Origin of the sequence: Xenorhabdus beddingii (genome assembly GCF_002127545.1) — a bacterium.
GTDB lineage: Bacteria > Pseudomonadota > Gammaproteobacteria > Enterobacterales > Enterobacteriaceae > Xenorhabdus > Xenorhabdus beddingii.
This window is the reverse complement of the sequence record NZ_MUBK01000001.1, coordinates 195,324-208,292: the sequence shown is the minus strand read 5'-3', so window position 1 is coordinate 208,292 and position 12,969 is coordinate 195,324. Positions and strand designations below refer to the sequence as shown.

General features: G+C 46.6%; 13 protein-coding genes. 5 read left to right on the top strand and 8 right to left on the bottom strand.

From position 1 onward, the window contains the following. Positions 1–225, top strand: a complete 225-nt coding sequence (locus tag Xbed_RS00925; protein WP_086111067.1) for a hypothetical protein — start codon at positions 1–3, stop codon at positions 223–225. Between the two features lie 500 nt (positions 226–725). Beyond that, on the top strand, positions 726–1,262 hold the full coding sequence (gene hpt / locus Xbed_RS00920; RefSeq protein ID WP_086111125.1) for a hypoxanthine phosphoribosyltransferase: 537 nt from the start codon (positions 726–728) through the stop codon (positions 1,260–1,262). Positions 1,263–1,341: 79 nt separating this feature from the next. Here the strand turns inward: hpt and can are convergent, their stop codons facing one another. Beyond that, positions 1,342–1,995: a carbonate dehydratase gene (can, locus tag Xbed_RS00915; protein WP_086111066.1), complete on the bottom strand. Its 654-nt coding sequence runs from the start codon at positions 1,993–1,995 to the stop codon at positions 1,342–1,344. A gap of 182 nt (positions 1,996–2,177) precedes the next feature. Here can and Xbed_RS00910 point away from each other — a divergent pair, with 182 nt between their 5' ends. Further along, positions 2,178–3,101, top strand: a complete 924-nt coding sequence (locus Xbed_RS00910; protein WP_086111065.1) for an ABC transporter ATP-binding protein — start codon at positions 2,178–2,180, stop codon at positions 3,099–3,101. After that, on the top strand, positions 3,101–3,871 hold the full coding sequence (locus tag Xbed_RS00905) for an ABC transporter permease (RefSeq protein WP_086111064.1): 771 nt from the start codon (positions 3,101–3,103) through the stop codon (positions 3,869–3,871). The genes Xbed_RS00910 and Xbed_RS00905 overlap by 1 nt, the downstream gene beginning before the upstream one ends. A gap of 57 nt (positions 3,872–3,928) precedes the next feature. Here Xbed_RS00905 and panC read toward each other — a convergent pair whose 3' ends face one another. From panC to sfsA, 7 genes are all read right to left on the bottom strand, one after another. After that, positions 3,929–4,786, bottom strand: coding sequence for a pantoate--beta-alanine ligase (panC, locus tag Xbed_RS00900; protein ID WP_086111063.1), 858 nt, complete (start codon positions 4,784–4,786; stop codon positions 3,929–3,931). Between the two features lie 40 nt (positions 4,787–4,826). Beyond that, complete coding sequence (panB, locus tag Xbed_RS00895) at positions 4,827–5,618, bottom strand: 3-methyl-2-oxobutanoate hydroxymethyltransferase (protein ID WP_167371845.1); 792 nt, start codon at positions 5,616–5,618, stop codon at positions 4,827–4,829. A 221-nt stretch (positions 5,619–5,839) separates the two neighbouring features. Next, complete coding sequence (gene folK, locus Xbed_RS00890; protein WP_086111062.1) at positions 5,840–6,322, bottom strand: 2-amino-4-hydroxy-6-hydroxymethyldihydropteridine diphosphokinase; 483 nt, start codon at positions 6,320–6,322, stop codon at positions 5,840–5,842. A 1-nt stretch (position 6,323) separates the two neighbouring features. Next, entirely contained in the window at positions 6,324–7,682 is a 1,359-nt protein-coding gene (gene pcnB, locus Xbed_RS00885) for a polynucleotide adenylyltransferase PcnB (protein ID WP_244182382.1), read from the bottom strand. A 291-nt stretch (positions 7,683–7,973) separates the two neighbouring features. Further along, entirely contained in the window at positions 7,974–8,870 is an 897-nt protein-coding gene (gene gluQRS, locus Xbed_RS00880; RefSeq protein ID WP_086111060.1) for a tRNA glutamyl-Q(34) synthetase GluQRS, read from the bottom strand. 92 nt (positions 8,871–8,962) lie between these two features. Then, the gene (gene dksA / locus Xbed_RS00875) at positions 8,963–9,418 is read right to left on the bottom strand and encodes an RNA polymerase-binding protein DksA (protein ID WP_047963537.1); all 456 of its coding nucleotides are present in this window, start codon (positions 9,416–9,418) and stop codon (positions 8,963–8,965) included. A 196-nt stretch (positions 9,419–9,614) separates the two neighbouring features. After that, positions 9,615–10,325 (bottom strand): DNA/RNA nuclease SfsA, encoded by a 711-nt coding sequence (sfsA, locus tag Xbed_RS00870; protein WP_086111059.1) that lies wholly within the window; start codon positions 10,323–10,325, stop codon positions 9,615–9,617. 73 nt (positions 10,326–10,398) lie between these two features. Here sfsA and hrpB point away from each other — a divergent pair, with 73 nt between their 5' ends. Then, on the top strand, positions 10,399–12,963 hold the full coding sequence (gene hrpB, locus Xbed_RS00865) for an ATP-dependent helicase HrpB (RefSeq protein ID WP_086111123.1): 2,565 nt from the start codon (positions 10,399–10,401) through the stop codon (positions 12,961–12,963). Positions 12,964–12,969: the final 6 nt, after the last annotated feature.

Sequence of the window (12,969 nt, the reverse complement as noted above, 5' to 3'; positions counted from 1 at the left end):
ATGAAAGAGTTAAATCAAGTTGAGTTAGAACAAATCTCTGGTGCTGGTTTTTGGGGGGATTTATGTAAGGGACTTGTTAGTGGTGTTGAGAGTATACTTGAGAGTGTAGCCACAGGTCTTCATAATGCCCATATTATATCTGATGATGTTTATAATGGTGCTGAAAAAGTTATCCATGCTGGAGCTAAACAACTAGATAATGTGATCGATAAATCGGGTCTATAATGTTTCAGTTGAAACTGAGGCTGATATCTTAATGTTGTGTATCCAAAAAAAGCCTGGTATAGATTCAATAATATTTAGTTTTGATTATGTCATTACAGTGTAAATTATCAGCCACTCTGATTAGAGTGGCTGACTCCTATCTTATACTCTTTTTTCGTGAGTACCAGAATGAGTGTCGATGCCTTTGCTCTGTATTTTGATTGGCTTCAGCAGAAAGGGCTATTTCCAACGGGACTCGCCGTCCATGACACAGTGTGGGCTACGGCTGTAGCACAAATCACTAATGATGATCTTTGTCGATAGACATGAGTCTAAGCCCGGCTTCTTCTTTTACTGCAAATGATGGGTTCTGATATACTCTGCCAATATTTTGTTCTCATGTTTTCTTGTGTGTCCGTCTTTGTGCGATTAACGGTATATCATCCGGTGTATCAATATTGATGATGTATCACATAATTAAATGTGAGTTTATTGTTTTAAAACAAATAGGTATGTGGAAATTGAAACATATTGTAGAAGTGATGATCTCCGAACAGGAGGTTAAGCAGCGTATTGCTGAGCTGGGGCAACAAATTACAGAGCATTATCGTAATAGCGATTGTGAACTTGTGCTGGTTGGCCTGTTGAGAGGGTCGTTTATCTTTATGGCAGATTTATGTCGTGAAGTGCAGGTTCCTCACGAAGTGGATTTTATGACTGCATCCAGCTATGGCAATGAGATGAGTTCTACCCGCGATGTGAAAATCCTCAAGGATTTGGATGAAGATATTCGTGGCAAAGATGTGTTGATCGTTGAAGATATTATCGATTCAGGCAATACACTGAACAAAATCCGTGAGATCCTGGGGCTGCGTGAACCGAATTCACTGGCGATTTGTACTTTGCTGAACAAACCATCCCGCCGTGAAGTTGATGTCCCGGTTGAATGGATTGGTTATTCGATTGAAGATAAGTTTGTCGTTGGTTATGGCATTGATTATGCGCAGCATTATCGCCACCTGCCTTATATTGGGCATGTCACTTTGCTGGAAGATTGATTGCTGCGGTCATTTTAAGTTATCAGTCGGGTAGTGGGAAAATGGCAGCGAAAGGCTGCCATTTTTTTAGATCAATCAGTTATTTGATTTGAGACAGTTTGGAAATAGCCTGTCGATAATTCAGTTCCAGCTTTTCGCGGCTGTCAGCCGTAATATCGAGATCATGTAATTCACCATCTTTCAAACCATATACCCAACCGTGGATCATCACCTTCTGGCCGCGTTTCCATGCGGATTGCATAATGGTAGAGTGGCCGAGGTTATAAACCTGTTCAATGACATTTAATTCACATAAGCGGTTCAGTCGATCGTTAGGCGGCAATTCACCCAGCATAGAGCTGTGCTTGTACCACAAATCACGGATATGGAGCAGCCAGTTATTGATCAAGCCCAATTCAGTACCGTCCACAGCCGCTTCAATACCACCACAGCCGTAGTGACCGCAGATAATGATGTGTTCTACCTGTAAGACATCAACCGCATACTGTACAACGGATAAACAGTTTAAATCGGTGTGGATAACAAGGTTAGCCACGTTTCGGTGAACAAAAAGATCGCCCGGTGCAGCATCAATCAGTTTTTCAGCAGGTACCCGGCTATCGGAACAGCCTATCCACAGGAAATGGGGTTTTTGCGCTTTTGATAATTCTTTGAAAAAAAGTGGGTTTTCTTCATTCACGGAATTTGACCACTGTTTGTTCCTGGCAAACAGCTCTTCAATCTTTCTCATCATAACTAATAGCCTGACAACGTTTTTGAGATAGAATCATATACAACATCAATTGAGAAATTAATATTTAATTGAAGAATGTTTTTTATTTGATCCCTGTCATTGCTAAGAAAGGCAGGAAAAATAATGGCATAATTTCTATCTTGCACTTAAAAATAGCAAAGAATTAAAGGTATTTTTGACTTATGGCTTACGCATTAGAGTTGATGCAGCTCACGAAAACTTATGAAAGTGGAGTGAAGGCGCTGCGGGGGATTGATTTGCGTGTAGAAGCTGGCGATTTCTACGCGCTTTTGGGGCCAAATGGTGCGGGAAAATCCACTACGATTGGTATTATTAGTTCGTTGGTTAATAAAAGTGGCGGCAAGGTTAAGGTCTTTGGCTACGATATTGATACGGCTCTCGTCAATGCCAAACGGCACCTTGGGCTTGTTCCACAGGAATTCAATTTCAATCCGTTCGAAACGGTGATTCAGATCGTACTGAATCAGGCAGGATATTATGGTGTCCCGCGCAATGTCGCACAGGACAGGGCTGAAATCTATCTTACCCAACTGGATCTCTGGGAAAAACGTAACGAACGCGCCATTCGTTTGTCTGGCGGTATGAAGCGCCGTTTGATGATTGCGCGTGCTTTGATGCATCAGCCGAATTTACTGATCCTTGATGAACCGACTGCGGGGGTGGATATCGAACTGCGTCGATCGATGTGGGAGTTTTTGCGGGAATTGAATGTGCAGGGAACAACCATCATCCTGACGACTCATTATCTGGAAGAGGCTGAAATGCTGTGCCGCAATATTGGTATTATCCAGCATGGTGAACTGGTAGAAAACACCAGTATGAAAGATCTACTCAGCCAGCTTGAAAGTGAAACATTCTTGCTCGATTTAGCCCCCAAAGGAACCGTGCCTAGCGTTAAAGGCTACGATTATCGTCTGCTTGACGCAACAACGTTGGAAATAGAGGTAAAACGTGGGCAGGGGTTGAATGATATTTTCTCCCAGCTAAGTACGCAGGGTATCCAAATCAGCAGTATGCGCAATAAAGCGAATCGCCTGGAAGAGTTGTTTGTTGGGTTGACCAATAATAATCAAGGAGATAGATAATGATCCAACTGTACTGGGTGGCTCTGAAAACCATTTGGATTAAAGAAATCACCCGTTTTGGTCGTATTTGGGTACAAACGTTGCTGCCGCCTGTGATCACCATGTCCCTTTATTTTGTGATATTCGGTAATCTGGTGGGTTCCCGCATTGGTGAAATGGGTGGGGTTGAGTATATGCAATTTATTGTGCCGGGGCTGATCATGATGTCAGTGATCACCAACTCCTACTCGAATGTCTCTTCATCTTTCTTTGGCGCTAAATTTCAGCGTAGTATCGAAGAAATACTGGTTGCTCCGGTTCCAACCCATATTATTATTGCCGGTTTCATTGGCGGAGGAGTCGCGCGTGGTGTATTTGTCGGTATTTTGGTGACATTGGTTTCCCTATTATTCGTGCCGTTACAGATACATTCATGGGGAATGGTCGTCATTACTTTATTGGCAACGTCTATTTTATTTTCGCTGGCGGGGCTGTTGAATGCCATTTTTGCGAAAACTTTCGATGACATTAGCATTATCCCGACATTTGTTTTGACGCCTTTGACTTATCTGGGGGGCGTTTTCTATTCACTTACCCTGTTGCCTACTTTCTGGCAAATCGTGTCAAAACTTAACCCGATCGTCTATATGGTAAGTGGTTTCCGCTATGGTTTTCTTGGCATTGCGGATGTTTCTCTGGCGATGACATTAGGTATGTTGAGTATCTTTATTGTTATATTCTACTTTCTGGCTTGGTACTTAATTGAGTCAGGCCGAGGATTAAGAACTTAACCATCAAAATATTATTCTCCGCCATTATCAATGGCGGAGGATATCCCACAATTAAAATCAGCCAGCCAAATCAACCTGCTGATTATCAATCAGTCGCGTTTTACCCAGCCACGCCGCCATGAGGATCACGGCTTTTTTACTTTGTGCTGTGAGGGGCGTCAGATTTTCTGCATCACGGATAAATAACTCCTCCGGCATAAAACCTTCTTCACGCAAATGTGCAGAGGACAGTTTAATGAGCTGTTCGGTATCCCGTTCGCCATTTTTCAGCCTTTCTGCCATACATTGCATTACTTGATTCAGCAAAGGCGCCATTTTTTTCTGTTCAACGGACAGAAGATTATTACGTGAACTCAGCGCCAATCCATTTTTATCGCGAACAATCGGCACGGACACCAATGTAATATCGTAAGCCATATCTGTAATCATTTTGCGGATGATCTGCAATTGCTGGAAATCTTTTTCGCCGAAATAAACCAGATCTGGTTGGATTAAATTAAACAATTTGCTGACAACGGTCGTGACGCCCCGGAAATGCCCCGGACGACTGGCTCCTTCAAGTTTATGAGAAAGCTCAGGTTCTTCGACAAAAGTCTGGTTACCGTTTAAGCCATTTGGGTACATCTCGTTGGCATTGGGGGCGAAAACCAATTCAACATTGTGACGGCTTAATTTCTCGCAATCTTCTTGCAACGTTCGTGGGTAGTTGACCAGATCATCTTCCCGGTCAAATTGCATGGGATTGACAAAAATACTGACAATCACGACATCAGCCTGCGCTTTGGCGGTATCAACTAATGCCATGTGGCCATCATGCAGGTTTCCCATCGTCGGGACAAAAGCAATACGTTTGCCAGCCTGGCGCCAGCGGCGGATCTCACGGCGTAAAATGGGGATCGTTTCTATAATCAGCATTGCTGTACTCCTTTAATTAGCAGTGATGCTGGGGGAATCATTAGTTGAATGAGTGTGCTTGATCGGGATAGGCACCACTTTCTACTTGCTCAATGTACAGGCGGATGGCATCCCGAATATTGCCTGTTTCTTTGAGGAAGTTTTTGGCAAATTTAGGCGCTCTTGCGGTGATGCCCAAGGCATCGTGCATAACCAAAATTTGTCCGTCAGTCATATTGCCGGCACCAATGCCAATCACCGGAATTTCCAGCGCTTCAGTGACACGTTGTGCCAATTCGGTTGGCACGCATTCCAGCACCAGTAACTGCATTCCCGCTTTTTCTAAGGCAATGGCATCATTGAGTAATTTTTGGGCGCCGGGTGCATCACGCCCTTGAACTTTATAGCCACTGAGTAAATTGACGGATTGTGGTGTCAGGCCCAAGTGACCGCAGACTGGAACCGCGCGTTCAGCCAACAGGGTTACGGTGTCGCACAACCAATCCCCGCCTTCAATTTTGACCATATTGGCACCGGAGCGCATCAGTGTTGCCGCATTGTCAAAACTTTGTTCTGCGGTGGCATAGCTCATGAAAGGCATATCTGCGATGAGAAAAGAATGCGGAGCACCGGCGCGCACGCTGCGGGTGTGGTACGACATGTCTTCAATGGTTACGGGTAAGGTAGAATCGAATCCCTGTACAGTCATCCCCAGTGAATCACCAATGAGCATGACATTGATGCCTTGTTCGGCGAAAAGGTGGGCGAAACTGGCATCGTAAGCGGTGATGGTTGCAAACTTACGTTTTTCTTTTTTTAACTGACGCAGGTCAGCCAGGGTTGTTGGTTTCATTATATTCTCCTGAATAGTTATACCCTTCATCTTTCAAATTGCTGTTGCGATGGTTGTCATTTGAACTCTATTGGGTATAGGGCCTATCCTGTTGGGCATTTTTGCATGACTCAATGGGATAGGCTCTGATTATCCAGAAATCGGCCACGGTTGTATGAGATGTTGAGTTACTTTTCCTTCATAAAACGGCTGCGTTATAACGATCAAACCGGCTGTCAGTGCTATAACCAAAGCGTCAGGCCATTTTCTGGAACTTTTTTTAATCGTTCTGTCAGTGTTTCTCCATCGGGAAATACCAGATTTGGTGCAATTTCTGCAAGTGGGTAAAGCATAAATTCACGCTGTTTTAGACCATAGTGAGGAACCGTCAGGCGCTCAGTATTAATCATGTGATCACCAAACAGCATGATATCCAGATCGAGTGTTCTCGGTCCCCAGCGCTCATCTTTACGGACACGGCCTTGCGCCAGTTCGATTGCCTGAGTGTGATCAAGCAATGTCTCTGCTGACAATTGAGTTTCCAACGCGACGGCAAGATTGAGGTAATCAGGCTGATCCTGCGGACCCATCGGCTTGGTTCGATAAAAAGAGGATCGAACAACAAATGTGGTCTCCGGGATATTTTTCAGGGCAGCAAGTGCATTATCGACTTGCTGCAAAGGATCAGCCAGATTACTGCCAATAGCGATATAAACCAGAGTCATATTAGCCATTGTTCCTGTTCTGGCGAATGTGTCCGCCACGACGGGGGCGCGTTCGACGACGAATGAGGTCATTACCCAGTTCTGATATCATCCCGCGCTGTTGCGAAGGCGTTGACTGTTGGAATCCAGCCCACCACTGTACCAGTTCTTTCAGTTCATGGCGTGGTTCAATATTGGCTCGTAACTCCAATAAATCATAGGCAGCGCGGAACTTCGGATGCTCCATCAGCTTATTCGCGCGTTTTCCCTGACGACGCGGCAGACGAAGCTGGAGTAACCAGATATCTCGCATGGTTGTGGTATGGCGCTTCGGAATGGCAATGGAGCGGCACTGTTCATCAAGAATGTCATTCATGGCCAGCGCAAAGGCGTCGTAGTACTGTAAACCGCCTTCCTGTGACAGTTTTTCCGCATGTTCAATCAGTGGATACCAAAGCATGGCAGCGAATAAGAAAGCGGGGTTAACTCGCATGTCATTCTGTAAGCGGTCATCGGTATTTTTCAGAACCAGCGCCAGCATTTTTTCCATCGGAGAATCAGAATCTTGGGTGAAACTACGTTGGATCATTGGGAATAATGGCTGGAACAGGTGATATTCGCGCAGCAGTTTATAAGTGTTATAACCAAATCCTGCTTGTAACAGTTTCAGTGATTCTTCGAACAGGCGTGCTGATGGAATATCTTTCAATAGAAACGCAAGGCGTGGGATCGGTTCGGCCGTAGCGGGTTCAATGGTCATGTCCAGTTTACTGGCGAAACGAACTGCACGCAGCATACGAACGGGATCTTCCCGATAGCGGACTTCTGGATCACCAATCAGGCGGATGATACCGGCATTAAGGTCTGCCATGCCGCCAACGTAATCCCGCAGTGCGAAATCGTCAATGCCATAGTAGAGGCTATTGATGGTGAAATCGCGACGGGCTGCGTCTTCTTCAACTGAACCAAAGATATTATCACGCAGTAACATGCCGCTCTGGGCTTTATGCGACTGGTTCTGATCATTGCTTTCAATTTGCTCATGTGGCCCACGGAAGGTCGCGACTTCAATGACATCCGGTCCAAACATGATATGGGCAAGGCGAAAGCGACGGCCCACAAGACGGCAATTGCGGAACAATTTACGCACCTGTTCTGGCGTGGCATTGGTTGCTATATCGAAATCTTTGGGCTTTTGGTGCAGCAAGAGATCACGAACGCCACCACCGACCAGATAGGCTTCAAAACCTGATTTATTCAGGCGATACAGAACCTTCAGGGCATTATCACTAATGTCTTTGCGTGAAATTGGATGCTGCTCCCGTGGGATCACGGTGATCGGGGAGTCCGAAGGCTTTGCCTTTGCGGATTTTTTCCTCATTTTATGGTTGTCGGCATGTGATGAAGATGAATGACTTCCTCTGCGACGTTTACGCAGGGAACTGCTCTCTGTTTGAGCAGAATGGTCAGATACGGTGACTGGCCTTTCACTGACTGCCTGTGTGTCGCGTTTTACCCTGTTATCGCGGATCAGCAAATTACGGCAGAAAGTTGCTACTCGGTTAAAAATGGTACACCTCGATAGTGACTAATCAATTAAAACAAAAAACAGCCGCCAATCATAACTTACTGGACATTTTTTGAGAATGCTTATGGTGCCAATCGAAACACTTTATTTAAATTGGCGATTGGTGATGTTTTTTGGTGGAATCGCGTTTATATTCCAACCGTTGATAGCCTGCTGTAGCAGCATATCTGTGGTGAGATCCTGCCAGCCTGCGATAATCGGTTGATTCAAAAATGATAATGCATCAATAAGCAATGGCCTGGGATCACTCAACGGGATCGGTTGGGCGTGATTTTGCTTAGAAAGTTTATTTCCTTTCGCGTTTAGCACGAGAGGTAAATGCACATAATCTGGCGTTGTAAAATTCAAATGCTGATACAGAGATAGCTGACGAACCGTGGGTTCAATTAAATCGGCTCCCCTGACAATTTCAGTGACGCCCTGATAATTATCATCAATAACAACGACAAGATTATAGGCGAATAACCCGTCTTTGCGATGAATAATGAAATCTTCTTCCGCCATTGCCGTAGACACCGTAATGTGTCCCTGCAGTTTATCGCAAAAACGATAAACCGGATGATGCTGTTTCAGACGGATCGCCGCGTTATGGTTGGGTAAGTGTAAATGACGACAGTGATCATCATAAAAACCGTCCAGTTGTTGAATGCGTTGGCGGGTACAGGTACAGCAATAGCTCTTCCCCTGCTGTTTTAACTGATCGAGGATGGCCCGATAGGCTTCATGGCGTTGGGATTGATAGAGAACGTCGTCATCCCAGTAAAGGCCATAATGCTCAAGGGCTTTCAATATCCGGTCGGCTGCGCCAGGGACTTCCCGTGGCGGATCGATGTCATCAATGCGCATCAGCCATTTTCCCTGACAGGCACGCGCTTGCAGATAACTGCCCAGTGCAGTCACCAGGGAGCCGAAATGCAGATCGCCAGAAGGAGACGGGGCGAAACGCCCAATATATAACGAGGAATGATCAGATTGAATCATGTCAGGATCAATCATTTCAGAAGTTAATATTTAATAAATCAATAATATAGGGGGCATACGGCGCCATTCAGCGCCGTACTTAACCCCATCGGTTAGCCAGCCATTTGCTTTTCGCGAATTTCGGCTAACGTCTTACAGTCAATGCATAAATCGGCTGTTGGGCGAGCTTCTAAACGGCGAATGCCGATTTCAACCCCACAGGATTCACAATAGCCGAAATCGTCCTCTTCGACTTTTTTCAGCGTTTTCTCGATCTTTTTGATCAATTTACGCTCACGATCCCGATTGCGTAATTCAAGACTGAACTCTTCTTCTTGCGCCGCACGGTCAACTGGATCAGGGAAGTTTGCTGCCTCATCTTGCATATGAGATACAGTACGGTCTACTTCATCCCTGAGTTGATTGCGCCATGCTTCCAGAATCAGCTTGAAATGCTCTAACTGGGCATCGTTCATGTATTCTTCGCCTGGCTTTTCTTGGTAAGGTTCTACCCCAGCGATGGCGAGAATGCTCAAGGACGAGGTTTTACGTTTTTGCCCTTCTTGCATAATGCTTCTCCTTACACACGCACTATCAAACGACCCCCCTAACAGCAGGGGGAAAAAAATAGGCCGCTATAAATAGCAGATGAGTGCGAGGTTGGCAATTGTTCCTGCCATTAGTTTTGCAATGGTGTGAAGGCAAACATGTTTCCTGCTTAAATATATTGCAAAACTGACCTCGTCAGCATGATCTGTTTACAAATTATCCCATTGATAAAAAAGGTAATTTGTTACTTATCACCATCCTGTTTTCTGCCATATCGGCCTGGTAACAGATTACTTCGACCCCTGAATGATATGCTTGTTCCAAAAGAGAAGCATAATCAGGGTCAATATGTTTTGCTGCCGCAACCTGATTGACCCCAGAATGTAAAACAGCAAATAACAGGACAGCACGCTGGCCTTGTTGTGCTATCAATGATAGCTCACGTAAATGTTTTTGCCCGCGAATTGTCACGGCATCAGGAAAATAGCCACAATCTTCCTGTAACAATGTCACGGACTTGACTTCAATATAGCAATTAACTTTTTGTTTTGACTGTAACAATAAATCTATTCGACTTTTCTCTTTTCCATAGCCCACCTCACGGCGAATTTGGTCATAATCAGATAATTCCGAAATGACGTTTTTTTCAATGGCCTCATAAACCAAGTCATTGGCCCTGAGTGTATTGACACATATCCAGTGCCCGTTTTGCGTCTGCGTCAGTTCCCAACTATTCGGGTATTTGCGTTTGGGGTTGTCGGATGTGGAATACCAGACAGTATCCCCCGGCGTAGCACAACCTGTCATGGCGCCCGTATTGGCACAGTGCAGGGTGAGTGTTTCGCCTTCTGGCGTGAGAACATCCGCAAGAAAGCGCTTATAACGGCGGATTAACGTAGCAGGCTTTAGGGTAGGTGAAAACTCCATAAACATTCCTTCATGACCCGTGATCGAGAGTCTCAATAACTTGAGATTCGATGAAATGAAATCAAAGGTGCCAATGCTACAATGGCATCTGTTGAAAGTTAATTCCTATGGTGATTCTTTGTTATTACCTATTTATGACATTGTAGAACCCGTGATCGCTGCGTTGCAAACATCGAAACAGGTGTTGCTGCATGCGCCCACTGGCGCCGGAAAATCGACCGGGTTGCCATTGGCGATTTTGCATCAGGCACCCTTGGCGGGTCGCATTATTATGCTGGAACCCCGGCGCATTGCTGCGCGCAGTGTCGCAGAACGCCTTGCTGAACAATTGGGTGAAGCCGTTGGCCTAACCGTGGGTTATCGGATGCGTTCTGAAACCAAAGTCAGTGCTTCGACACGCCTTGAAGTGGTGACGGAAGGCGTTCTGGCCCGCATGCTCCAGCAAGATCCGGAACTGAGTGAGGTTTCTCTCGTTATTCTTGATGAATTCCATGAACGCAGTTTACAGGCTGATTTGGCGTTGGCACTGTTGCTGGATGTACAGGAAGGATTGCGCGACGATTTGCGGATTCTGGTGATGTCCGCAACGCTGGATAATCAGCGTCTTTCCGCTTTATTGCTGGATGCGCCCGTGATTGTGTCAGAAGGGCGTAGTTATCCGGTGGTGAGATCTTACCAGCCCTTGCCCTCTCATCAACCTTTCGAACAGGCCGTCGCCTCGGCGGTATTGCGTTTATTGCAGCAGGAGGCGGGATCGCTATTGCTGTTCCTGCCCGGGGTCGGTGAAATCCAGCGCGTATTTTCTCAGTTGGAAGGTAAGGTCAGTGACGAGACGTTATTGTGCCCACTGTATGGAGCCTTGTCACTCTCAGATCAACGCAAGGCGATCGCCCCCGCTCCCACGGGGATGCGCAAGGTCGTGCTGGCGACCAATATTGCCGAAACCAGTCTGACCATTGAAGGTATCCGGCTGGTGGTGGACAGCGGTCTTGAACGCACCAGCCGATTCGAACCGAAGAGCGGGCTGACCCGTTTAATGACCCAGCGCATCAGTCAGGCATCCATGGTGCAGCGGGCAGGGCGTGCCGGACGGTTAGAGGCGGGCGTCTGTTGGCATCTGTTTGGTCAGGAGCAGGCAGAGAGAGCGGCTGAACACAGCGAGCCGGAAATTCTGCATGCAGATTTAAGCAGTCTATTGCTCTCCCTATTGCAGTGGGGATGTCGTGACAGCAGCCGGCTCCATTGGTTAGATAATCCGCCACCGCCTGCATTGGCGGTGGCGGAGTCACTGTTAGTGCGATTAGGGGCATTGGATAGTCATCAGCGGCTGACCGCTCGTGGCTGGCAAATGGCAGAATCCGGGAGTGAGCCGCGTTTGGCGGCGATATTATGCGCAGGTAAAGAACGTGCGGGTAAAGAACGCGGCGCAGGTAAAGAACGTGCGGCATTGGTAACGGCAGCAAAACTGGTCGCTATTCTGGAAGAACCACCTCGCCGTGGACAGCCTGATATTATGCATTGGATGAGTTTAAACCCGCGTCATTGGCAGCAACGGGCCAATCAGTTGGTCAGAAATCTTGGGAACAATGTTGTTGGGAACAATGTTGTTGGAAACAATGTTGTTGGAAACAATGTCATTGGGAACAATGCTGAACACATTGACCTTGATATTGTACCTGAATTATTGGTGCAGGGATTCCCTGATCGGATTGCCAAGAACCGTGATAATCTTGGGCGTTTTCAGTTGGCCAATGGCTTGGGCGTGGCACTGGAGCGTGAAGAACCCCTTTCGGGAGAGAGCTGGTTGGTTATTCCTTCATTGCAGCAGTTCAATACTCCTGATGCCAGGGTTTCGCTTGCCTGCCCTTTGGATATCGAACAGACCCTGCGACAATCCCCGCTTCTGTTTACTGAACAGACAGCCGTGGAATGGGATGATAACAAAGGGTCATTGCGGGCATGGAAGCGCTTGCAATGTGGGCGCTTAGTGGTCAAAGCCCAGCCTTTGGCAAAGCCTTCGGAATCGGAGCTACAGGAAGCCTTGCTGAACTGGGTTCGGCAGGAAGGTTTGTCCGCGTTGAATTGGTCACAAGACGCGCTGCAATTACGCATTCGTCTGCAAAGGGCAACAGAATGGCTACCGGAAGAGGCGTGGCCGGCCGTTGACGATCAATCGTTGTTGGATTCCCTTGAGCAATGGCTGCTTCCTGTTTTGGGAGGCATTGGTGATTTGAAAGGGCTGCGCCAGATTGAACTCTCATCTTGCCTGCTGGGTTTACTTAACTGGCAGCAACGGCAAATACTGGATAATGAGTTGCCTACTAATTACACTGTTCCGACTGGCAGCCGGATCACCGTCCGGTATTTCAACGATAAGCCGCCTGTGCTGTCAGTTAGAATGCAGGAAATGTATGGGGAGCAGCAAAACCCAGTCTTGGCAAAAGGAAGAATTCCGCTTGTCATTGAGCTGTTGTCTCCTGCCCATCGGCCATTGCAGATCACACAGGATCTCGCTGCATTTTGGCGGGGAGCTTACCGTGAAGTACAAAAAGAGATGAAAGGGCGTTATCCCAAACACTTATGGCCCGATGATCCTGCTAATACGGCACCAACTAGGCGCGTGAAGAAACAGATGTAATTGCTT